The sequence below is a fragment of the Gluconobacter sp. genome (assembly GCF_047723935.1).
In the GTDB taxonomy this organism is placed as follows: Bacteria; Pseudomonadota; Alphaproteobacteria; order Acetobacterales; family Acetobacteraceae; genus Gluconobacter.
The window spans coordinates 20024-44373 of sequence record NZ_JBDOBO010000004.1; the positions used below are offsets into that span (position 1 = coordinate 20024).

The window sequence follows — 24350 nt, forward strand, 5'->3', positions numbered from 1 at the left end:
GTCCGCATTGAGACTAACGCGCCTTGCCCTGACGGATTTCCGGAATTACCGGCACTCCGTCTGGAAGCCTGAGACAAATATCTCCGTCCTGACCGGCCAGAACGGCTCCGGAAAGACCAATCTTCTGGAAGCCGTTTCTCTCTTGGCTCCTGGGCGAGGCCTGCGAGGCGCGCCTCTTCAAGCGCTGTGCCGCACAGATGCCGCTCACTGGGGCGTTGCTGCAACGCTTTCTCACGGGATCGACCAGACTATTCTCGGGACTGGAGCAAACCTTTCCGAAAACGGCCGGCGTTCATTTCAACTTGATGGCGCCTCAGTTCGGTCTCAGGCAGAAATTGCTCAAATCTTCTCCTGCGTCTGGTTAACGCCACAGATGGATCGGATTTTTCTTGAAGGCGCGGGCGGCAGGCGGCGCTTCCTTGACCGTCTGGTCATGGCGCTTTCTCCAGATCATGCCCGGCAAATGACCGCTCACGAGCGATCAGTTTCCAGTCGTAACCGCTTGCTGTCGGAAAGACCGGACGAGGGGCTCTGGCTCACGTCGCTGGAAGATTCCATTGCCCGTCATGCGGTCGCCGCATCAGCCGCTCGGCTGGCGCTTATGGAAAGCATGAATACGCACCCCTTCGACAGTTCCGATTTTCCAAAAAGCCGCCTGCATCTGGATTGCGACATCACCCAGCAACTGATGGTCAGTCCTGCCTTGCAGGTAGAAGACTGGCTTCGGGCACGATTAAAGGATAGCCGACGAGAAGACCGTCTTAAAGGCAGCACGTCTTTAGGTGCCCACAAAGCGGATTTTCTTCTTTTTGATCAGACCACAGGACGCTCTGCCGAACTCTCAAGCAGCGGGCAACAAAAAGCCATGCTTTTGGGGGTCGTTCTGTGCCATGCTGCATTGATCGAACAGAGCAGGGGTGATGCACCTGCCATTTTGCTGGACGAACCACTTCTTCATCTGGATGAGCCCAGACGGGACGCGCTTCTGTCCAGTCTAAGCAAGCTGAAAACGCCGGTTCTCCTGACCGGAACAGATCCTGATCCGTTTTCCAGCCTGATCGAAAAAGCGGGCTTTTTCAGTGTTCAGGATGGCCATATCCAGCCCGTATGATGTGTGTGCTCTGGCCTCACGGCCTGTGACACGCTATAGTCATACAACAGTTTTTCAGAGTTCCACGGAGACCGCCTCGCGCATGTCAGAGACCCAGAACCAGCCGGAGATTCCAGGCGCAGACGGTGACGATTACGGCGCCTCCTCGATCTCGGTACTGAAGGGACTGGACGCTGTCCGCAAACGCCCCGGCATGTATATCGGTGACACCGATGATGGCTCCGGCCTGCACCACATGGTGTTCGAAATCATCGATAATGCCGTTGACGAAGCCCAGGCCGGACACGCCACCCGCTGCATCCTGACACTCAACGGAGACGGCTCCGTTTCCGTACGTGATGATGGCCGCGGCATCCCAACAGACATGCACGCGGAAGAGGGCATCAGCGCTGCTGAAGTCGTGCTGACCAAGCTGCATGCTGGCGGCAAGTTCAACCAGAATTCCTATAAGGTTTCCGGCGGCCTGCATGGCGTGGGCGCGGCCGTGGTGAATGCTCTGTCCGAATGGATGGAAGTTCGCATCTGGCGGAATGGTCTGGAGCACAAAATCCGCTTCCAGCACGGTGAACGCGATGAAGCCCTGACGGTTGTTGGACCGTCAGACGAGCCACGCGGTACACTGGTGACATTCAAGCCGAGCAAGCAGACCTTTACAAAGGTCGATTTCGAGCTTTCCATTCTGGAACGTCGCGTTCGCGAACTGGCATTCCTGAATTCGGGGCTGGAAATCATCCTGCGCGATGAGCGTCACGCTGAAAGCAAGGAACTTCGGTTCTTCTACGAAGGCGGCCTGAGTGCTTTCGCGGAATGGCTTGATGCTTCCAAGACGTCCATTGTTAACCCGCCGATCACCGGCCTCATTGACCATACTGAAAGCGGTATCCGCGTCGAGTTCGCTCTGACGTGGAACGACAGCTATCACGAGACAATGCTGTGCTTCACCAACAACATTCCGCAGAGAGACGGCGGCACCCATCTGGCTGGGTTCCGTCAGGCACTGACGCGTGTTGTTGGCAAATATGCAGAAAGTGTTGCCAAGCGTGAAGCAGGCTCGCTGACGGGTGAGGACATGCGTGAAGGCATGACCGCCATCCTGTCCGTCAAGGTTCCGGACCCGAAGTTCTCGTCCCAGACGAAGGACAAGCTGGTGTCGTCCGAGGTTCAGCCGGTCGTTCACGCAACGGCAGCTGACTCGATTTCGCATTGGTTTGAGACGCACCCCAAGGAAGCCAAGGCGATTGTCGCCAAGATCATTGACGCAGCCAGCGCCCGTGAGGCTGCCCGTCGTGCGCGTGAACTGACGCGCCGTAAGGGTGTGCTCGACGTTTCTTCGCTGCCTGGCAAGCTGGCTGACTGTCAGGAGCGTGATGCGTCCAAAGCAGAAATCTTCATCGTTGAGGGTGACTCTGCAGGTGGCACAGCCAAGCAGGGGCGTGACCGTCGCTTCCAGGCCATCCTACCGCTGCGCGGCAAGATCCTGAACGTTGAGCGCGCGCGTTTCGACAGAATGCTTGGGTCTGCGGAAATTGGCACACTCATCACGGCGCTCGGTACGGGCATTGGTCGTGGTGAAGTCGATCAGGGTGGCTTCTCGGCTGCCAAACTGCGCTACCACAAGATCGTCATCATGACAGACGCCGACGTGGATGGTTCCCACATTCGGACGCTGCTTCTGACGTTCTTCTTCCGCCAGATGCCAGAGCTGATTGAACACGGGTATCTTTACATCGCCCAGCCGCCACTCTACCGGGCCAAGCGCGGCCAGGAAGAGCGCTATCTGAAGGATGATGCTGCGCTGGAGCAGTATCTGCTCGACAAGGCCCTGGCAAATGCTTCGCTACGCTTCGGTGACGGCCTTGAGCTCACGGGAGAAGAGCTTCGTGAAGAAGTCCGCTTCCTGATTGCAGCGGCACAGAATCTGAAAAATATCGCAACCAAAATCCCAGTGTGGATTTTGGAGCAGGCGGCTGTATCCCGCGTACTTGATATTGATCCAGCAGCTATCAGCGATCGTATTCCAGAGTTCCAGCGCCACCTGGAAGAAGCGTCGCCTGCCAATGAACGTGGCTGGAAAGTTTCACTCTCCAGCACGGGCATTGAGTGTGCGCGCTCTGTTCGTGGCGTCAGCGAGATCTACCGTCTGGAGCAGAGCATTCTAAAATCTGCTGAAGCACGCTGGCTTGCTTCGGAAGGTGAGCGTCTGGCACGTGACTTCATGACGCCAGCCATACTGCGTCTGGACACGCAGGAGTATCCGCTGTTTGGCCCGTCCAATGTCATGGACCGGATTTTTGCTCAGGGTCGTCGTGGCCTGACAATCAATCGGTTCAAGGGCCTTGGCGAAATGAATGATGAGCAGCTCTGGCACACCACACTTGATCCGTCGACCCGCACCCTGCTGCAGGTCAAGGTTGGAGATGTCGAAGAAGCGGGCCAGGTGTTCTCCACGCTGATGGGCGACGTGGTCGAGCCACGCCGAGACTTCATTGTGGGTAATGCCCTCAAGGTTGCCAACCTTGACGTTTAAGGGCCTCCGCGCGCTGGCCGCAGCAGGAATGCTGCTGGCTGGCTTCGCGCCTGCAGCCCAGGCGGCTGGGCAGGTCAACACAACGTTCGCTATTTATATGCGCGGACTTCATGTGCTTGACGCAGATGCCTCGTATCAAATCGAGCCCTGGGGCTACGGCGGAACGACGCATATCAGACCGGCAGGCCTGATCAGTTGGTTCGTGACGATGGACATTCATTCCCGCGTCGAGGGCGACTTCGTTCCGGGCGGAAATGTCAAACCCATCCGTTATGACAGCGGTGGGCTATCCCGGGGCCAACATCGGCGCGTCCTGCTAACCTACAATGGCAACACACCACATGTAGACATTCTGGAGCCTGCGGAAACCGATCGCGACCCTGTCTCGGACAGTAATCTGCCCCACACCATTGATACGCTCAGCGGAATGGCCCGACTTCTTGAAACCCTGACGCAGACGAAAAGCTGTGAAGGGTCCGCTGTGATCTTTGATGGTATTCGCCTGACAAGAATGACGGTCCATGGTCCGACCACATCCGACATTCCCCAAACCCACAAGCAGGCCTATTCCGGTCCGGCACTTCGGTGCGACTTTGTCGGACAGCAGATTGCAGGATTTGTAAAAGATTCTCCAAATCGTGCAAAAATGGCCGCACCACAGCCCGGGTCAGCCTGGTTTAAAGAGATCGATGGTGTTGGACTTGTCCCGGTGCGGATCGAATTCAATCATCCTAAGCTCGGGCATGTCACTGTTGTCATGCAACAACCACTTCCACCGTCGAAATCAGCCGCGGTCATTTCGCAATAAATGGCAATCGGAAGTGATGGAGCCTAACTCAACCATCGTTTGACGGATTGGCGTGGTTTGGATACCCGGAACGGAACATGACCAATACCGCACGCCACACCACAGCCATCATCCTTGCAGCGGGCCTCGGCACGCGGATGAAATCACGTCTTCCCAAGGCTTTGCATCGCCTTGGAAACCGCCCGATGATCACACATCTCATCGATACGGCCCGAGAAATCTTTGACGACGTCGTTGTAGTCGTCGGACCGGATATGGCTGAACTGGAAAAAGCCGTTCAGCCATATCGAACAGTCGTTCAGACCGAACGTCTGGGCACCGCACACGCGACCAATACTGCAAAAGACCTGTTCGGAGACGGCGACATCGCAGTTCTCTACGCAGACAACCCGCTGATCACAGCCGATACAATGCGTCGTCTGACGGTAGCCCGGCAAGACGGAGCGAGCCTCGCACTTCTTGGGATGCGCCCGGCTGATCCAGGTCGTTATGGACGTATTGTTGAAGAGCAGGACCGCGTCAGCCGAATTGTAGAATACAAAGACGCAAACGAGCAGGAACGTGAAATCGCACTCTGCAATGCAGGCGTCATGTGCGCAGGTGCCGCAGATTTCCGACGGTGGCTGGCCGCTGTTGGCAACGACAATGCGCAGGGTGAGTATTATCTGACCGATGTTGTCGCAATGGCCGCGTCAGAGGGACGGGTCCAGTGCGTAGAAGCGCCGGAGACTGAGCTGGCTGGGGTCAATTCACGTGTAGAGCTTGCCCAGGCAGAAGCCACGCTTCAGCAGCGCCTGCGCATTTCTGCGATGGAAGGCGGCGTCACACTTGTCTCCCCAGAAACCACATTCTTCAGCACCGACACCTGCCTGGAGCCGGATGTCGTCGTTGAACCAAATGTCTTTTTTGGACCAGGCGTCACGGTTCGCAGCGGTGCCTTGATCCGTGCATTCTCTCATCTTGAAGGCTGCACGGTGGGCGAGGGCGCCATGATCGGCCCCTATGCGCGACTAAGACCCGGAACAATCTGCGCTGCTGATACCCATGTCGGTAATTTCGTGGAACTGAAGAATGTCGATCTAGGCCCTGGCGCAAAAGCCAATCACCTGACCTATCTGGGTGACGCCTCCGTCGGTGCACAAACCAATGTCGGAGCAGGGACCGTTACCTGCAACTACGATGGATACTTCAAGCATCGCACGACGATCGGCGCCCGCAATTTTATCGGCTCTGATGCCATTTTGGTGGCCCCTGTCACAATTGGCGATGACGCGTTGATCGCTGCGGGAAGCACCATCACGGAAGACGTTCCGGCCGGAGCACTTGCTTTTGGGCGCGCTCGCCAGACAATCAAGCCAGACCGCGGACTTAAAATCAAACAGACCCTTAAAGCCAAAAAGGAGCAGGGCTGATGTGTGGAATTTGTGGCGTTGTAGGCCATCGTCCAGCCACCCCAATCGTCTTTGAAGCTCTCCGCAGGCTGGAGTACCGCGGATATGACTCCGCAGGCATCGCCACGCTTACAGCCAACGGCACGATTGACCGACGACGCGCTGCTGGCAAACTTGATAATCTTGAGGCTGTTCTAAAGGCCGATCCGCTAACCGGCACCACAGGCATCGGCCATACGCGTTGGGCCACACATGGCGCACCGACAGAAGCCAATGCCCATCCCCATGCGGCAGGCCGGGTTGCCATCGTGCATAACGGCATTATCGAAAACTTCGCGACACTGAAGGCCGAGCTTGAAAGTGAAGGCCGAATTTTCCTGTCCGACACAGATTCAGAAACAGTCGCCCATCTCGTCGATTTCTACCTTGATCAGGGCAAAGCACCGCGTGATGCCGCTTTCGCGGCCATCAAGCGTCTTGAAGGCGCTTATGCCATTGCCATCATCTTTCAGGGTCATGATGGTCTGCTCATCGGCGCACGCCACGGTGCGCCTCTCGCTGTAGGTTACGGCGACGGCGAGATGTTCCTTGGCTCCGACAGCCTCGCCTTGGCACCCCTGGCAAGCCGCATCACCTATCTGGATGATGGAGACTGGTGCGAACTGACGCCCGGGAATGTCATCATCTTCAACGGGGACGGTCAGGAAGTCAGCCGTCCAATCCAGAACATTGCGTTCATGGCAGGGCAGGTCGGCAAGGATGGCTATCGCCATTACATGGAGAAGGAATTGCACGAGCATCCGGTCGCCATTGGCCAGACGCTTCAGCGCATTACGGACCCAGCGTCCAAGACAATTGCCCTGCCGAAAATGCCGTTCGATCCGGCACAGGTACCCCGTGTCACAATTACAGCCTGTGGGTCTGCTTTCTATGCGGGCATGGTCGGGCGCTACTGGCTTGAATCACTCGCTCGCGTTCCGGTGGAAATCGATGTGGCGTCTGAAATGCGCTATCGCGATGCACCGCAACCAGACAAGGGCGTGGCACTGCTGATTTCCCAGTCTGGAGAGACGGCAGATACGCTTGGCGTCCTGCGCAGCCTCAAGAAGGCAGGACAGAGCATTGTGTCGGTCCTGAATGTCGAACATTCAACGATGGGTCGCGAAAGCGATCTCGTCCTGGGCATGGTTGCTGGTCCAGAAATTTCTGTAGCCTCAACCAAGGCTTTTACGGCGCAACTCTCTGTTCTTGCAGCTCTTTCTATTGACTTTGCACGAGCTCGCGGAACGATCGACAAGGCACGGGAAGAAACCCTGACAGCAAGCCTGCTTGATTTGCCGTCCCGGGCCGCAGAAGTGTTCACACGCGTTGAGGCCATTCAGGAAATGGCGCGTATTGTCGCAGAAGCTCGCGATGTTCTGTATCTGGGTCGTGGTATCTGCACACCGATCGCGTTCGAAGGCGCTCTAAAACTCAAAGAAATCAGTTATATCCATGCCGAAGCTTATGCGGCCGGTGAACTGAAGCATGGTCCGATCAGTCTGATCGATAGAACCGTTCCGGTCGTCGCGATCGCTCCGTCAACCATCCTGTTCGACAAGACGCTTTCGAATCTTCAGGAAGCCAAGGCTCGCGGTGGCCGTATTCTGGCCTTTACAGATGCCGCCGGCGCCAAACGTCTGGAAGGCGTTGCGGAGCATGTCGTCATCCTGCCGGACGTCGATGCGTTCGTTGCCCCCATCCTCTACGCCATCCCGGTGCAGATTCTGGCGTATGAAGTTGCTCTTCTGAAGGGTACGGACGTGGATCAGCCTCGCAATCTGGCGAAATCTGTCACGGTGGAATAAGGACATTTTCTTTCCGTGAGGAGGACTTTCCAAGACGCTTCATTTCGTCGAGGATAGTCTTCCAACACGCTATACGACCGGGGAGAAACGAACATGGGTGGCGATGCAGATCTGACAGGTGTGGCCGGACGCTCCAGCCTCTATCTTGCCGCATCTGAATTGCACATCCGCGATGTTTTCCTCGCCAGACTGGCTGCCGAAGGCTTTGAGGGGGATATCACGCCTCAGGTCTCTGCCCGATTAGTCGGAGCGACAGACAACAGCATTTACCAGCGCCTTCCACTGGCCGTCATCTATCCCCGAACAACCGAAGACCTTAATCGTGCCGTGCGTGCGGCAGAAGACGGCTCCCTTACACTCGCCATGCGTGGAGGCGGCACAGGAACCAACGGTCAATCCCTGACTGCGGGGATCGTCGTTGATGTGGCCCGATATCTGGATCGCATTCTGGATTTTGACCCTGACACTGGGCACGTAACCGTCGAACCCGGCGTTGTTCTGGCCAGACTGAATGCCTTTCTTAAGCCCCACGGTTATTTTTTCCCGCCTACAGTTTCAACTGCGACCCGCGCCACGATCGGCGGAATGATTGCGACCGATGCTTCCGGCAAGGGCTCTCGCATTTACGGCCGCACATCTGACTACATTGAAACCATGGATGTGGTACTATCGGATGGCAGTAATCTCCATGTTGAAAAACTGGCCAGCGACGCTCTTGAGCACAAGAAGACTGGTAGCGATCTCTCCGCACGGGTCTATCGCGAAGTGTACCGTGTAGTGACGGAGCAGGCGGACGAGATCCGTCGGGTCTTTCCAGACATGAACCGGGGACTGACCGGGTATAACCTCGAAAACGTTCTTCTTGAGAACGGCCAGTTCAGTCTGGCTCGCCTGCTGGCGGGTTCAGAGGGAACGCTGGCCCTAACGAAGCGTGTTGTGCTGCGCGTTCGGAAGCTTCCGAAATATCGTCAGCTTCTCGTCGTGCGCTACGCCAGTTTCGACAGCACCCTCCGAGACGTCCAGACCATTCTTCCAGCCAATCCTTCAGCAGTGGAAGTGCTGGATGACCGGGTGCTGGAGAAAGCGTCACAGGATATTGTCTGGCAATCCCTGGAAAGCGTTCTTGGTGCCCGTTCAGAGCAACCCGTCCGGGGGATGAGTTTTGTTGAGTTCGTGGGAGATGACGAAGGCCATCTCCATCAACAGATGCAGGAAGCCGTCACCCTTCTTGAAAGCTCTCCTTACGAAGTCATTGATTATAAACCTGTATCTGATCAGGCAATCATTAATCAGCTCTGGACCTTGCGTGAAAAATCCGTAGGGCTTCTCGGCCGTCCGGATGGCCGCAAACAGGGCGTGGCTTTTGTCGAAGACACAGCCGTTCCACCGGAAGCCCTAGCTGATTATGTATCTGAGTTCCGGGGCATTCTCGACGGATACGGATTGTCTTACGGCATGTTCGGGCATGCCGATGTTGGCTGTCTGCATGTCCGTCCTTTTCTGGATATGCTGTCTGAGCATGATCGAGCCCTGATCCGCCCGATCTCCGATGCCGTGGCCAACCTGACCAGACGCCATGGTGGGTTGTTGTGGGGCGAACATGGGAGAGGTTACCGCGGAGAATTCTCGCCTCTCTTCTTTGGGGAGACGCTCTTCGCAGAGCTCTGCCGCATCAAGGAAGTCTTTGATCCCAGAGATATTTTTAATCGCGGGAAGCTTGCGCCCGTTGGCGTCAAATATCCAGTAGACCGGATAGACGGCATCCCGTTCAAAGGCCAGTTTGACGAGCAGATTTCCTCAGATCTGCGAGATGACTTCAGCCTCTCCGTGAGCTGCAATGGAAATGGGGCCTGCTATAATCGCGAACCTGACATGGCCATGTGTCCATCTTACAAGGCTACCAAAGACAGGCTTCAGTCACCAAAAGGCCGAGCGACCTTGCTGCGAAGCTGGGCGCGACTGAATTCGCTCCCAGATACCGCCTCTGACAAAAGTGCGCTTCCCGAGCTAACAGCCGAGCTCAAAGCCAGCCTGGACACATGCCTGTCCTGTAAGGCCTGTGCCACGCAATGTCCGATCCGGGTGGACATTCCCTCCATGCGGTCAAAGTTTCTGGACCTTTATTTCCTCAAGCATCGCCGCCCGGTGAGGGACTATCTCGTGTATTGGCTCGAGCCTCTCCTAAAGGTCGGCCGACAGATGCCGACGCTCGCCAATATTCTGATGCAGAACCCGATCTCGACTATGTTTCTCAAGAAGCTGGGGCTTGTCGATCTTCCGAAGATCAGCCCCGCAAGACTGCCCAAAATCACGCAGGTCAGCACAGAATGGCTTGAACAAGCAGGAAACAATGACCGCTCTGTTGTTCTGATCCAGGACTCGTTTACGGGAAGCTTTGATGGCGGTGTCATCGAAAGCGCATACACGCTTCTCAAATCTCTTGGGATGGACCCGCGCGTCACGTCCGTGTGGGATAATGGCAAGGCCAGGCATGTACGAGGATTTCGTAAAGGGTTCTCAGCAACTGCTCGCAAAACCCTGAAGCAGCTCAAGAATATCGCTCGTCACGGCGTACCCGTTATTTCTCTGGATGCCGCTACAGGTCTGATGTTTGAGCAGGAATATCGGGATGTCGCAGGGTCCGAAGCCATCCCAACCGTGCTTTCACTGGAAGCCTTCCTGAAACGCCAGATCACCAAGGGCATCATACCTTCAAATGCGGTCAAACCTGACACAGCAGCATTGACCATCATCTCACATTGCACAGAGCAGGCTGTACGCCCGGGAAGTGCTGAGGACTGGACGGTCATTTTGCGACATTTGGGCGTTCAGGCAGATGCGGGCAAAGCCGGTTGCTGCGGGATGGCTGGCCTGTTCGGCCATGAGAAGGAACACGCCGATCTGTCCGCCAGCATTTTTGCCCAGAACTGGGCCAGCAAGGCGGAAGGCAATATTCTGGCAACGGGCTTCTCCTGTCGTTGCCAGACGAAGCGTCTTGCCGGACGGCGGCCTGCTCATCCAGTCGAAATACTCGTATCTCACCTTCAGTTAAAAATTGAGAAAGCCGTCTCAACTCAATGATATCAAAAACATTTCTTGGAAGTTTTTCTTTTAGAAACGGCTATTTTATTGCCTCGGTCATAGGGCTAACGCTTTATCTCGTTCTAGCGGTTTACGTCTGTTCGCTGTGGCCCAAGACATCGGATCAGGCGTCCTATTTCCTTGCCGGACTGGATGTACTGCATGGAAACTGGCGCCTGCATGACTGGGTTCTGACCCCGCCGGATTTCTGGACGTCCGATATCCCTCTCAGCGCCCTCCTGAGTGGACTATGGCACCTGTTAGGCAGACCGGCAGGCAGCCCATTTCTTCTGATGGTGCAACCCGCAATCCTATGGGTCGGCGTTGTCGCGTCAGCTTTCTCGGTGGTTTTTCTGCGCTTGCGAGGCATTGAGGAACGCCTCGGCGCAGCGACCCTGCTTTTGCCAGCGCTTGCCTTTCCCCTGATGCGCTCTCCAATGGCGTATTTCATCACACTGTCTGCGATCCATATGGGCGCTCTGATTTACGGTCTTTGGGCACTTCACTGGGCTGACCGGTTTCTCTCATCGGGCTCCTACCGGTCACTGGCGGCCTTGGCAGTGCTACTGTGCCTCGGGGTGATTGGAGACCCGTTACTCGCAGTGACAGGAGCGGGGGCGATCATCGCCTACGCTTTTCTGGCTCAGCACTTTACTCTTCGCCAACGTGGGCTTTTGGTCCTCGCCTCAATGGCAGCAACCGTGCTGGCCAAAGCCATTCTGCACATCAATGCCGTGACCGGCGGCTTTGTCACGGAGCCGTTGGAAACCCGATTTGCACCATGGGAACAACTGGGCAGCAACTTCGGGACATCCGTTCGCTCCATTCTTCTTCTCTACGGAGCAGAACCCTTCGGGCAGGCCGTAGCATCCACAATACCGGAATGCCTCCGGCTTCTTCTTGTCGGCCTCGCTCTCGCTGCGGCTCTCAAGATTGCCCGATCAGGATGGCAGAGCAGGGGCCAGATTGCCGCATTCCCCATGATGCTGCTTCTGTCCGCCGCCCTGAATTTCGTGGCGCTCGCTCTTAGCAACCGCATCGCTCTGGATGGCAGCCCCATTGCTGTCGCGCGGTATCTTTTTCCGCTTTGGATTGATCTGGCCTGCCTCACAGCGCTTGTCTGGCCGAAGAAAGGCGTAGCCGTGAGTCTGGCAGCCATGATCCTGGTCGTCACACTCATTACGGACTACCGGAACCTCCCAGCGCATTCGACGGGACTTCTAAGTTCCGATGATAACCAGCTTCTCAGCCGACTTGAGCGCGATCTCCCTCCGGATGGTGTTGGTTCCTGGTGGAGTTCCGGCAACCTGGAAGTGGCCTCTCTCGGAAAAATACACATTTACCCCGGGATGAAGCAGGGAGACGGCACGGTTGCGCCGTTTGTGCACATTCGCAAGAAAATGGATTGGCATAGCTTTGATGGAAAAGCCTTTTTCGTCCTGATCCCACACCCGGAAGAAACCTTCGGGGAAGCCGAGGTGCTGCGAACATTCGGCACTCCGGCCAAACGTCTGACGGAAGGGCGCTATACGATCTTTGTGTACGCAGCCGATCATCTCCCCGTGCGTGCCTCCTGACCAAACAGACAAGCCATGTTAAACACGTTCCGCTTTTACGAGGAGGACATGGATGACTGGACCTCGCATTTTGGTTCGAGGCGCCGGCGTAGCCGGAATGGTCACCGCTGTGGCTTTGGCAGAACACGGCGCACAGGTCACGGTTCATGACACGGGCGGCCGGGTTGGCGCTGGTGCCTCATGGTTTGCGGGCGGAATGCTGGCCCCTTGGTGTGAGGCAGAATCAGCACCAGATGAAGTCACGCAGGACAGTCTGACATCGCTCCATTGGTGGAAATCCCACGTTCCGGACGTAGTTCAGGCAGGCAGCCTTGTTGTCGCTCCGCCTCGCGATACGCCAGAGTTAAACCGCTTTGGACGCCGCACCAGTCACTTCGAAATCCTCAACGCGCCCCAGATTGATGCGCTGGAGCCAGATCTGGCAGGCCGTTTCGACAAGGCGCTCTTCTTTGCGGAAGAAGGTCATGTCGACCCTCGCAAGGCCCTGCTGGCCCTTGCACACCGCCTCAAGCAACAAGGCGGCCAGATCCTGACAGTTCAGGCGATTAGCGATGATGAATTCGACTGGGTTGTTGACTGTACGGGCGTAGAGGCCCGGACCACGCAAAATGACCTTAGAGGCATGCGCGGGGAGATGGTTCTGCTACGCTGTCCGGAAATCAGCCTTCACCGGCCTGTTCGTATGCTGCATCCCCGCATTCCGGTCTATATTGTACCGAGGGCAGACGCCGTGTTCATGGTCGGGGCCACTATGGTTGAGAGTGATGATACGCGCGGCATTACGGTGCGCGCCGTGACCGAACTGCTCAATGCGGCCTATACGCTGCACCCAGCCTTCGCGGAAGCAGAGCTTCTGGAGGCCAATGCTGGCCTCAGACCAGCCTATCCTGACAATGTTCCGAGGGTCAGGCAGAACGGGAAGAGCATCTCCCTCAATGGCATGTATCGTCACGGTTTCCTGCTATCGCCCGCGCGTGCACAAGAAGTCTGTGACATCATTTTCGGAACGGATCGGGCCTGAGACCCTTTCTTCCTCTTATACCCCTGGATGGGAGAGACATCATGCAGATCACCGTGAATGACGAACTCCATGAAGTTCATGCGCGAACACTTGGCGCGGTCCTTGATGAACTGGGTTACGGCAAGGCGCGTGTCGCGACGGCCCTGAACGGTTTTTTCATTCCAGCCACCCAGCGGAGTGCACAAACAGTGGAAGAGGGCGCCGTGCTCGAAATTCTTGCCCCCATGCAGGGAGGCTGACATGCAGTTCTACGGCACTGAACTCTCTTCAAGGCTGATGCTGGGCACGGCCCAATATGACAGCCCCGCCATCCTCGCAGACGCGGTAAAGGCCGCTCAGGCGGGTGTTGTAACCGTGTCTTTGCGTCGCGAAGCTGCGGGCGCTCAGGCAGGACAGGCATTCTGGTCTCTGATCCAGAGCCTGAACGTCCCCATTCTCCCTAACACCGCAGGTTGTCATGGGGTGCGGGAAGCGGTCACCACAGCACAGATGGCTCGAGATGTTTTTGGAACAGACTGGATCAAGCTGGAAGTGATCGGCCAGGGCGACCTGCTTCAACCCGATGTCTTTGGGCTGGTCGAGGCCACACGGATCCTGACGGAAGATGGCTTCAAGGTCTTCCCATACACAACGGAAGATCTGGTTGTGGCTGAACGGTTGCTCCGTGCGGGTGCTGAGGTGCTGATGCCATGGGGCGCACCAATTGGTTCGGGCAGGGGGCTGAACAATCTTTTCGGCCTCCGCGCATTGCGCAGCCATTTCCCGGACATCCCCATGGTCGTGGATGCCGGCATTGGAAAGCCCTCTCACGCCACGGCAGCCTTTGAACTCGGATACGATGCCGTTCTGATCAACACGGCCGTCGCCAAAGCAGGAAACCCGGCCCAGATGGCCACCGCGTTTCGCCTGGCGTGCGAAGCCGGGCTTGCCGGATTTGCTGCAGACCCTATGGAAGAACGCGATATGGCGGTGCCCTCGACCCCGACCCTTGGTCTGGCCCGCAGCCTCGGTGGAGAAATGCTGTAAATGTCCCGTCTGCCTTCGAAAATCTATCCTGTCGTTGATCATCCTCGTTGGGTCGAACGCCTCGGCGGAGCAGGGGCGCGTTTCATTCAGCTGCGCCTCAAGGACATGCCGTCGGAAGAAATCCGGGCGCAGGCTGAAACAGCTCAGGAACTGGCCGCCCGCCATAATGTCGCCCTCGTGCTGAACGATTATTGGGAACTGGCAATCGAACTGGGCTATGAGTGGCTGCATCTGGGGCAGGAAGATCTTGAGACCGCAGACCTTGAGGCCATCCGCCAGACGGGCATTCGCCTCGGCATCTCGACCCATAGCCATGAAGAACTGCAGCGTGCGCTGGCCTGCAAGCCCGATTACGTTGCACTCGGTCCGATCTGGGAAACGAAACTGAAGAAGATGGCGTTTGGTCCGCAAGGTGTTGAGCGCCTGACCGAGTGGCGTGAGCTCAGTGGCGATGTCCCTCTGGTGGCCATTGGTGGCATCACGCTCGATCGGCTGCCGTCCTGCCTGAAGGCAGGGGCAGACAGCGTTGCCGCCGTAAGCGATTTCATTCGTGCCGAAGACCCGGAAAGCCAGGTCAGACAGTGGCTTGCCGCCGCTGACACATAATTTGCAAGACAGAGCTATCGTGGGGCGGCAACCGTCTCTAGGATGGTTTTCGAACCAAGGGAGTACGGAATACAATGATGGTGACAGGCCTTGCAGCCGTTCTTCTCGCGATTGCGTTCCTGCTCACGCTCGTCAGCATCATTCAGCCTCTGGCCAAACGGCTTGAGATTTCCGAAACGGTTCTGCTGGCCCTTGCTGGCATCGTTCTGGGTGGCGCTGCGTCTCTTGTTGTTCGTTCTTCCGCAACGGACCTGCTGGATGGCGCCGCCGAAGCCCTGATCTATTTCCCGATCAACAGTGAAGCCTTCCTGTTGATCTTCCTGCCCATTCTGGTGTTCCAGGGCGCCATGGGTATTGACGTTCGTCGTCTGGCCCATGAAACGGCAACAGTACTTCTGCTGGCAGTTGTGGCGGTTGTTGTCTCCACAGCCACCATTGGTCTGGCGCTTTACCCATTCGCCAATCAGAGCCTGGTGGTCTGCCTTCTCCTCGGATCCATTGTCGCCACGACTGATCCGTCAGCCGTGGCAGGCATCTTCCGGGAGATCGGCGCGGCGTCACGTTTGACGCGCCTTGTTGAAGGTGAGGCGCTGCTGAACGATGCCGCCGCGATTGCGATTTTCGCCATCCTGCTGGCCTCCGTCACCTCCCACCGGCACATCCATCTCGGTGAGGCGGTCGTTGATTTCGCGTCGGCTTTTGGTGGCGCCATTGTTGTCGGCGTCTGCCTTGGCCGCTTGACCCTGCTGCTCATCGCGGGCCTGGGGGGCGCACCGGCAGCAGAAATCACCCTGACCCTCGCTCTGCCATACACGGTCTATATTCTCTGTGACGAAATGCTCGGCTTTTCCGGCGTTGTCGCCACGGCAGCCGCAGGCCTGACAGTCTCAGCTTACGGACCGTCCACCTTCCGTCCGCAAGTCTGGCGCTTCCTGAACGAGCTGTGGCAGCAGCTCGTTTTCTGGGCAGGCTCTCTGGTGTTCCTTCTTGCCTCCATGCTGGTTCCACGCCTCCTGATTGGCATGACCAAGTGGGACTGTGTGCTCATCCTGATCGCGAGCGTGGCAGGTCTGGTCGCGCGCGGTGCCGTTGTGTTCGGTATGCTGCCGATCCTTGCGTTCACGAAGCTTTCGCCACCTGTTCCAACGCCTTTCAAGGCTACCATGGTCTGGGGTGGCCTGCGTGGCGCCATCACTCTGGCGCTCGCACTGGCCGTAACCGAGAACCAGAGCGTCTCAAGCCCCGTAGCGCACTTCATCGGTATCATCGCGACAGGCTTCGTGCTGATTACCCTACTGGTTAACGGGACGACCCTGCGTTCACTTGTCCTGTTCCTGAAGCTTGATCAACTGTCACCGATCGATCAGGCGATCCGCCAACAGATCCTTGGGATTGGCCTTGGTGAAGTCGCGGAACGGACGCGCGTGATGTCTGATGAGCTGGGCTTTAGCGAACAGACGCGCATTGGTGTCATCAGCCGGATCGAGAAGCGCGCTGAAAAGGAGAGGGCGGCCAATAACTTTGAATCTGCCCTGAGTGACCGCGCTCGCGTGAATATCGCGCTCATCACGATTGCCAATCAGGAACGCTCACTTCTGCTGGACCTGTTTCGCATTCAGGGCCTGTCGCGCCGTGTCATGGAAACGCTCCTGCGGACGGCTGAAGCCATGGCCGATGGCGCGCGTCTTGAAGGGCGTTATGGCTATGTCCGCGCCCTGAAGCGCCGACTACAGCCTCCAGTGAGGTTCCGGGTTGCTCAGGAACTGCACAGCCGCTTCCATTTCGACGAACCTCTGATGTACGCGATGATGGAACGCTTCGAGATGCTGATCATCGCGCATCTTGTGTCACTGTCGTTGCAGCGCTTTGTACGGCAGCGCATGGAGCCAACCCTCGGTCCGCGTATTACGGAAATCGTGTCCGAGGTTCTGGGACGTCAGCGCAAGCTTCTGGACGATGCTCTGGAAACACTCCGTCTGCATTATTCCGGTTACTCGGAAGCTCTCGAAAGCCGTATTCTCCGTCAGATCGCGCTGCGCCTGGAAGACGAAGAATACGATGCGCTTCAGGCTGACAATCTCATTTCCGAGGAGCTGCATCGGGAACTACACCGGGATATTGAACGCCGGAGCGCGCGCCTTGAAGCTCCTCTGCGCTTTAATCTCAAGAGCGGCATTGAACAGCGGTTGCGAGCTTTCCCAGCTTTCAATGGCGTGCCTGACAGTGTTCTGCACACATTGTCCCGGAAGGTCGCGATGCGTTTCGTTTCACCGGGCGAAGTGCTTTTTAAGCGTGGGCAGAAAGCCAGGGTTGTGTATGCGCAGGTTGCAGGCTTGGCCGAAGTGCATCTTCCAGAGCGTGAAATTCTGTTTGGCAGCGGAGATCTGATTGGTGCTGCCTCTGTCATTCGCGGCGAGAGGCTACAGGGCACAGTCCGGTCGCTTCAGTTCAGCCATCTTCTGGCAATCCCCAAGCCGGTATTCGAAAAACTGATCACCGACTACCCGATTGTCCAGCGTCTCATCATCGCTCGCAGCAATAAGCGCGCAGACGGCCTTCTGGACCCATACGTCGTGAAAACGGCAGAAGGCGTGAGGCTTGCTCCCGCTCAGGGGCTCAAGGGCATTGCGTCTTCCTGAGCCTCATTCTGGTCTATACTACTTTCTCAATTACGAGGCTCTTTTCTCGGGCGCCAGCAGATCCCGCCAAAGGAAAGAGCATCCCAATAGAATACAGGCTGCCACTAGGCATGCCCCGCTGTGAATAAGCCAGAACGGAACATCTGCGACATGGCCGATCAGGGTTGAAAGCTTCCCGATCATCAGGTTTGCCAGAAAAAGATGCAGGGTGAAGCAGGCGACAAGGATAGTATTGAGGCTCGCAGGAGCAGCACGGGAATATAACGCCATACCGATCGCGTAGCTCATACTGAAGCCGATATCGTTGATCGTATGAAAAGCAATCCCCCATAGCAGACTGACCTGATGCGGCGCAGGATAAAGCCACGATGCAAGGGCCAGAACGAGCGGGCCACACGACGCGATAAAGGCCCCGATGGCAACCTTTGTGATTTCCGCTGGGTCCGGGCGGCGGCGATTATAGAGCTTCCAGAAACCAAGAACAGAAATCGTGCAAACGGTACTGACAAGACCATCCAGTGACACAAGGCTGCTGACCGGGAACGGGTGCCCCAGAAGTGTCAGTTGGTAATGCTCACGCCCCCATAACAAATAACCATCGAAAATTTCGGAATTTGGCAGAGCGCTCAGTGCCAGAACTGGCAAAAGCGCCAAAAGCAGAACTGTTGTTTTCTTTTCCGCAGAGGTCAAAGATGGGCGAGGGGCGATTGCTTTGGAATTGCCGTCCTCCGGCAGCCAGCGCCTGCCCAACATATAGACGAAAAGCCCCGTCAGCATCCCTAGACTGGCTGCCAGAAAGCCCCAGTGCCAGGCCTTGATGGCAAGATAAGCGCATAGGGCAGGAGCTGCGATGACCGCAGCCTGAACACCCAACGAATAGATCTGATAGGCCTCTGAGCGTCGTGGATCGTCCAGTGCATAAAGAGCGCCAACCTGCGCGCGTAGACCACCAGCCGCTCCAAGCCCTAACAGGAGCGTGGTGATGGCGATGACAAAACTCCAGTCAAAAGACATGAGAACATGCCCGACTGTCATAAGGATCGCACCGAGGAAAATCGTTCGAGTTCGACCGAGAAACCGGTCAGCAACGATACCGCCGAGAAGAGGGGTTGCGTAAATCAGTGCCAGAAAAAGGCCGGTAATCGCACCTGCGGTAGCCTGCGTCCCGACTGGTGCGTAAATCGCACTAAGGAAAGACTTTAGCGCGCTCATACCCAGAACATGATCCACATGCCCGGGTTGGAGCAGGTAGTCCGCCAGATAGAGCACCAGAATGGCCTGCATGCCGTAAAGCGAGAATGCTACGCAGCCTTCAGTCAGCACCAGGACCCAAAGCCCTCTGGGATGCCCAAACAAATCCCTGGAAGACGGCACTTTCACGGCATCGACCACAGGGTCGTTCGGAATCACTTCGGTCAAAACAGTCTCACATCCTGAAGAGAGGAGAGACCATGGGTAAAGGCCAATCAGACCATGGGTAAAGAGGCTGAAAAGTTTAGTGGCAAAATGCCATGATGATTGATCGCAACCCGTTGATGGCATTTTGCCACTAAATGAAAATTCGCACTCGATGATATGCCAGAGAGCCACAAGCATCAGACAAAGTGGCAAAATGCCATAAATCACTTAACTCAATGCAAAGAACGTCAAACCAGGCCAAAAACGTGGAGAATAAGCCGATTTCAGTCTCCAAGGCTGGGTTTTCAAATACAGAAGAGGCTCAATATTTCGCTTCACACGTATGTCGTATAATATATATTATGCCAACTTATATATCAAAAACCGCCTGAAAACTCACATATCCGTGATACACGATGACTTGTTGCGAAGAATGTCATTTTAGGCGCTAACGTGAAACGAAGATCAATTCTTCTGGTGCACGAACCCATTGTCGTGAACCGGATCCTCCGCTGGAGCGGTTGTTGCATGCCACGCCTTTCATTGCGCCAGATTGCTTTTCTGAGCTGCGTTTTTTCTGTTGGGTCTCTCACGGTTCTTCCTGCAACCGCACACGCCGACGATTACACTGAACTTCTGGATATCCTTCGGGCCAAAGGCAGCCTGACACACGGAGAATATAACAGTCTTCTGGCACACCATCTGCGACACAGCCGATCCGAGGCATCTTCCAACCAGGATGGCACCTCAAGCCCCCCGGCAAAACGCAACCTATACCGCCGCTACAATCCAACTCAGTATGACGGCAGCCTTGAGCCCCCCGACGTCACAACCATCGCTGCCGCTCAGGCCGCACGCCGTGCAGCCAGTGAAGCTGCGGCTGATGCACGCGACACACGCTCCATGCTCCGCCAGGCGCGCGCGAGCTACGATCCAGATAGCGTTGTGCGCGTCAAACCTTATGTCGCAGGCAAAGGCGTAACCGTTCAGGCCGGCCAGATCGAGATCAATCTCTCAGGCTTCGTCAACGGATTTTACACGTATAACAGCCCTGGTGGCGGCAAGCCCGTCGCAGGTGGCGTCTCCACCGGGTCCAGTGGATTTGATTCCTCATCCGTCAGAAACGGCCTGCTTCCTGGTGGGCTCATCCTGAAATTGAATACGGTTCAGGACGGTATCAAACTTGGCGCGGTCTTCGGAATGTATCCGGGACTGAACAACGCAGATGTCGGCGCGTTCAACGCCAACTCCGGTGGCAGCCCCGTGGGTCTCGGAACAGCGGGCGTTGATTTCCGTCAGGTGTACATGACAGCTGGCACCGACAGACTTGGTACGATCAAGATCGGTCGTGACATTGCCCTGTTCGCATCTGATGCCATTCTGAATGATGCAACACTGCTGAGTGTCGGCAGTACGGGCAGTAATGCCAATCCGGCCAATACGTCTCTGGGCCGCATTGGTGTAGGTTACGTCTACACGGACTGGCTCCCACAGATCACCTACATCTCCCCAAAGTGGCATGGTCTTCAGGGATCTGTCGGCATCATGACGCCGCTGGATCCGTTCAACTATGCTGGCGGTGGACTGTCTGCGACAAGCACGCAGCACAGTTCGCCAATGGTTCAGGGTAAAGTTACCTACGACGCAAAAATTGCAGGTTTCACCACACGCCTCTGGGCCAGCTTCCTGACCCAGCACGTCCAGAACCTGACAAGCTCAACCTTGGGTACAGACAGCCGCAAAGGCGCGACCGTCGCTGCAGGCGATGTTGGCGTCAAGCTCTCCCGCGGACCTTTTGAAGGCGTGGCTTATTACTATTACGGTAATGGTTTGGGCACGACCGGCCTGCTGTTTGACGGCATTTCCCAGTCCGGCCGTAAACGAAACTCGGAAGGCTATTACGTTCAGGCCTCCTACAAGATCCTGCCACGCCTGAAGCTGGTTGGAAGCTATGGCGTCAGCAATCTTTATCAGGCTGCGGGCGAAGACAATCCATCGCTAGTCCGTCGCAATCAGTCCGAAGTCGGGGCACTTTATTACACACTGACAGACTGGATGTTCCTTGTGGGTGAATATGCCCATACGGAATCCGATGCCCATGGCCCGAACCATGAGAGCGATCACACCATGTCAGCAGGCGCGATGATCACCTTCTGAGCCCAGAAAAACCGGGCAGACCACCCTGCCCGGTTTTTTCAGAACGTCAGAACCATTCCATCATAAGCCGGACGCACATCCGGCGGCAGTGTCTGGCATAGAATGTCGTAATCCATGTCCGTGCCCATATGAGTCAGGATTGTGCGCCCTGCCCTGATTTTCGTGCGCCATTCCAGCACACGCTCCAGCCAGGCATGTGCTGGATGTGGCTCATACTGGAAGCAATCCACAACCCACGTATCCACACCATCCAGAAGCGTCAGAGCGTCTTCGGACAATGTTTCAACATCCGTGGAATAGGCAAATTTTCCAAAGCGCAGCCCCAGAGACGTGATCCGCCCATGACGCTGCTCGAAAATACGCCCTTCCAGACCGGGAAAATCGACGTCTTCGCCAGCCGTAACGACCTGCTCATTGAAAACCGGACGATAAAAATCCGGGCCTTTCCAAGGCGCAAACGCATAGGCAAACCGCTGCCGAAGCTCTTCCAAAGTGCTTTGCGCAGCCAAAAGCGGAAGTGGCTTGTCAATTACACGGTTGATGGCCCGCAGATCATCAAGCCCTGCAATGTGGTCACTATGCGGGTGCGTATAGAGCACTGCATCAATGTGGCTCAGGCCACAATTCAGCATTTGAGAGCGGAAGTCCGGCCCGGAATCAACCAGAAGCCGAAACCCGCCCTCACCTTCAACCACAATAGAAGAACGCGTACGCCTGTTCTTGGGGTTCTGCGGATTACAGTGCCCCCAGATCCCCGTTTGTGAGCCGTTCTGACCACCAAGCATTGGCACGCCAGCAGAACCTCCACATCCAAGGATTGTGACTTTCACAGGCGTGTCCTTGCAAAAAGACGATGTACGTTTTCGGTGGTGATATCCGCGATTTTTTCAGCAGAAACCCCCCGTTCCTGCGCCAGTCGCGCAGCTGTGTGGGCCACATATCCCGGCGTATTCGGCTTACCGCGCTTTGGAACTGGCGCAAGAAACGGACTGTCCGTTTCAACCAACAGCCGATCCTCCGGAACGATCCGCGCAACGTCCCGGATTTCCTCACATTTCGGAAACGTCAGAAGCCCGGAGAAGCTGATATAGCCCCCGAGTTCGAGCGCAGCCTCAGCAAGCTTGGGGCCCGAGGCAAAGCAGTGAATCAGGAAAGGAAACGCACCCTTCCCGCTCTCTTCGCGCAAAATCGCGATCGTATCGTCGTCTGCCTGTCTCGTATGAATGACGACCGGCAAACCTGTCTCACGAGCAGCAGCAATATGCGTGCGAAATGCAGCGTGCTGCGCCGGTTTCGCTTCATCTCCACTGTGGAAATAATCCAGACCGGATTCACCAATGGCCACCACGCAGGATGGCTCGGCTTTCTGAACCAGCTCTTCTACAGAAGGAAGGCGCTCTTCACCCACATGATCCGGATGCGTGCCGATGGCACACCAGACGCGAAGATCTGGCGCGTCAAAGCGCGTCAGACCAATCTGTGTCTCGGCCTGTGAAAAGCGCGTCCCGATCGTAATCATGCCAGCCAGACCAGCCTCGCGCGCAACATCAAGGGCAGCGGGGACATCGTCCAGACGATCAAGATGGCAATGACTGTCGATCAGTCCCGTCATTCTGCGTCCTCAACGACGAAGCGCGGGAACAGCCCTTCCGGCTTTGGCAAGGTGCGACCACCTGGAAGCGGCGTTTCAAGAGCTGCAAATGTCCGCTCGTTCTCTTCCACACCAAGCTGGGTCAGCATCTTGTCCATCGTATTGGGCATATATGGCTGAAGCATCGTCGCAATCGCACGGATCACATCCAGCAGCACACGCAGAACATGCGCCATCCGCTCCGGATCAGTCTTCTTCAGCGCCCACGGAGCCTGACGGTCAATGTAGGAATTGGCCGCACGGATGATCTTCCAGACTTCCTCAAGCGCATCCGTAATGGCTTTGCGCTCGATCTGCTCGCTCATCAGAGACGGCAAAAGCTGCGCCGTGGCCAGAATGGCAAGATCGTCTTCTGTCTGTGCCCCGCGTTCCGGGACAACGCCACCAAGATTGCGCGCCACGAGGCTCAGCGTCCGCTGGCACAGATTGCCGAGATCGTTCGCCAGTTCGACGTTCGTGCGCGTAATCATCGAACGACGGCTGAAGTTTGAATCACCACCAAACGGCACTTCTCGCATCAGGAAGAACCGCAGCGCATCCAGACCAAACTCATCAGCCAGCGCCTTCGGGTCCAGAACGTTGCCGAGAGACTTGCTCATCTTCTCGCCTTCGACCGTCCACCAGCCATGGGCGAAGACGCTCTTCGGCAGTTCGATACCCGCAGCCATCAGGAACGCGGGCCAGTACACGCAATGGAAGCGGGCGATTTCCTTGCCAACAATATGCAGGTCAGCCGGCCAGAACTTCGCACGCGGATCATTCAGATCCGGGTAGCCCACAGCCGTCAGATAGTTGGCGAGCGCATCGAACCAGACATACATGACGTGATCCGGATCGTTCGGAACCGGAATGCCCCATTTGAAGCTGGTGCGGCTGACGGAAAGATCCCTCAGCCCCTGCTTCACGAAGCTTTCGATCTCCCGACGCGGTCCATGCGGACCAATAAACTCGGGATTGTCTTCATACAGCTTCAACAGACGGTCCTGAAACTCGGACAGTTTAAAGAAGTAGGACGGCTCCTTGACGCGCTCTACTGGCGCACCGGATGGAGCAACCATCGTGCCATCTGGCTTCTTGACCAGTTCATCTTCACCAATGAACGCTTCATCGCGTGTGGAGTACCAGCCCTCATACGCGCCGAGATAGATGTGACCATTAGCCGCAACTTTTTCCCACAACGCACTTGCAGCAACCTTGTGGCGCTCATCCGTCGTTCGGATGAATTCATCCGTGGAGATCGCCATGTCCTGCTGCATCTGGCGGAAAGACGCAGAAATCTTGTCGGCATAGGCCTGCGTGTCCATGCCCTGAGCGGTCGCGGTCTGCTCGACCTTCTGGCCGTGCTCATCCGTGCCGCTGACGAACAGAACGTCTTCACCATTCAGGCGATGGAAACGGGCCAGAACGTCAGCCGCGATGGAAGTATAGGCATGCCCGATATGCGGAGCGCCGTTCACGTAGAAAATCGGAGTTGTAATGGTGAAGCGCCGCGTCATGTCCACTCGTCTTG

The 24350-nt window shown here is 56.5% G+C and carries 17 protein-coding genes; 13 read left to right on the plus strand and 4 right to left on the minus strand.

What is annotated here, in order from left to right:
- The first annotated feature begins 7 nt into the window (after window positions 1-7).
- The 12 genes from recF to ABF979_RS03795 all read left to right on the plus strand — a co-directional run bounded on the left by recF (window position 8) and on the right by ABF979_RS03795 (window position 17634).
- Window positions 8-1111 carry a DNA replication/repair protein RecF gene (gene recF / locus ABF979_RS03740; RefSeq protein ID WP_415557887.1) on the plus strand — a complete coding sequence of 368 codons (1104 nt, stop codon included), beginning with the start codon at window positions 8-10 and terminating at the stop codon, window positions 1109-1111.
- A gap of 82 nt (window positions 1112-1193) precedes the next feature.
- Window positions 1194-3638, plus strand: coding sequence for a DNA topoisomerase (ATP-hydrolyzing) subunit B (gene gyrB, locus ABF979_RS03745; RefSeq protein WP_415557889.1), 2445 nt, complete (start codon window positions 1194-1196; stop codon window positions 3636-3638).
- Window positions 3628-4446 (plus strand): hypothetical protein, encoded by an 819-nt coding sequence (locus ABF979_RS03750; protein WP_415557891.1) that lies wholly within the window; start codon window positions 3628-3630, stop codon window positions 4444-4446. The genes gyrB and ABF979_RS03750 overlap by 11 nt, the downstream gene beginning before the upstream one ends.
- 77 nt (window positions 4447-4523) lie before the next feature.
- Window positions 4524-5858 (plus strand): bifunctional UDP-N-acetylglucosamine diphosphorylase/glucosamine-1-phosphate N-acetyltransferase GlmU, encoded by a 1335-nt coding sequence (glmU, locus tag ABF979_RS03755; protein ID WP_415557893.1) that lies wholly within the window; start codon window positions 4524-4526, stop codon window positions 5856-5858.
- Window positions 5858-7684, plus strand: a complete 1827-nt coding sequence (glmS, locus tag ABF979_RS03760; protein ID WP_415557895.1) for a glutamine--fructose-6-phosphate transaminase (isomerizing) — start codon at window positions 5858-5860, stop codon at window positions 7682-7684. The genes glmU and glmS overlap by 1 nt, the downstream gene beginning before the upstream one ends.
- 93 nt (window positions 7685-7777) lie before the next feature.
- The gene (locus ABF979_RS03765) at window positions 7778-10765 is read left to right on the plus strand and encodes an FAD-binding and (Fe-S)-binding domain-containing protein (protein ID WP_415557897.1); all 2988 of its coding nucleotides are present in this window, start codon (window positions 7778-7780) and stop codon (window positions 10763-10765) included.
- Window positions 10762-12342, plus strand: a complete 1581-nt coding sequence (locus ABF979_RS03770; protein ID WP_415557899.1) for a hypothetical protein — start codon at window positions 10762-10764, stop codon at window positions 12340-12342. The genes ABF979_RS03765 and ABF979_RS03770 overlap by 4 nt, the downstream gene beginning before the upstream one ends.
- Before the next feature lie 52 nt (window positions 12343-12394).
- Window positions 12395-13363 carry a glycine oxidase ThiO gene (gene thiO, locus ABF979_RS03775; protein WP_415557901.1) on the plus strand — a complete coding sequence of 323 codons (969 nt, stop codon included), beginning with the start codon at window positions 12395-12397 and terminating at the stop codon, window positions 13361-13363.
- A gap of 41 nt (window positions 13364-13404) precedes the next feature.
- Window positions 13405-13602, plus strand: coding sequence for a sulfur carrier protein ThiS (thiS, locus tag ABF979_RS03780; protein WP_046901497.1), 198 nt, complete (start codon window positions 13405-13407; stop codon window positions 13600-13602).
- A 1-nt stretch (window position 13603) separates the two neighbouring features.
- Window positions 13604-14389, plus strand: a complete 786-nt coding sequence (locus tag ABF979_RS03785) for a thiazole synthase (protein WP_046901496.1) — start codon at window positions 13604-13606, stop codon at window positions 14387-14389.
- Window positions 14390-14995 carry a thiamine phosphate synthase gene (locus ABF979_RS03790; RefSeq protein WP_046901495.1) on the plus strand — a complete coding sequence of 202 codons (606 nt, stop codon included), beginning with the start codon at window positions 14390-14392 and terminating at the stop codon, window positions 14993-14995.
- Window positions 14996-15069: 74 nt separating this feature from the next.
- Window positions 15070-17634, plus strand: a complete 2565-nt coding sequence (locus tag ABF979_RS03795) for a cation:proton antiporter (protein ID WP_099212391.1) — start codon at window positions 15070-15072, stop codon at window positions 17632-17634.
- Between the two features lie 30 nt (window positions 17635-17664).
- On the opposite strand, the gene ABF979_RS03800 is transcribed toward ABF979_RS03795, so the two are convergent.
- Window positions 17665-19044: a peptide MFS transporter gene (locus ABF979_RS03800; protein ID WP_415557986.1), complete on the minus strand. Its 1380-nt coding sequence runs from the start codon at window positions 19042-19044 to the stop codon at window positions 17665-17667.
- Between the two features lie 516 nt (window positions 19045-19560).
- Here ABF979_RS03800 and ABF979_RS03805 point away from each other — a divergent pair.
- Window positions 19561-21189, plus strand: coding sequence for a porin (locus ABF979_RS03805; protein ID WP_415557903.1), 1629 nt, complete (start codon window positions 19561-19563; stop codon window positions 21187-21189).
- Between the two features lie 38 nt (window positions 21190-21227).
- Here the strand turns inward: ABF979_RS03805 and ABF979_RS03810 are convergent, their stop codons facing one another.
- From ABF979_RS03810 to metG, 3 genes are read right to left on the minus strand one after another with little or no spacing between them, the layout of a single operon-like run.
- Window positions 21228-22019, minus strand: coding sequence for an MBL fold metallo-hydrolase (locus ABF979_RS03810; protein WP_046901492.1), 792 nt, complete (start codon window positions 22017-22019; stop codon window positions 21228-21230).
- Window positions 22016-22801 carry a TatD family hydrolase gene (locus ABF979_RS03815; protein ID WP_415557905.1) on the minus strand — a complete coding sequence of 262 codons (786 nt, stop codon included), beginning with the start codon at window positions 22799-22801 and terminating at the stop codon, window positions 22016-22018. Before ABF979_RS03815 ends, ABF979_RS03810 begins: the two co-directional genes overlap by 4 nt.
- Window positions 22798-24336: a methionine--tRNA ligase gene (gene metG / locus ABF979_RS03820; protein ID WP_415557907.1), complete on the minus strand. Its 1539-nt coding sequence runs from the start codon at window positions 24334-24336 to the stop codon at window positions 22798-22800. Before metG ends, ABF979_RS03815 begins: the two co-directional genes overlap by 4 nt.
- Window positions 24337-24350 lie beyond the last annotated feature (14 nt).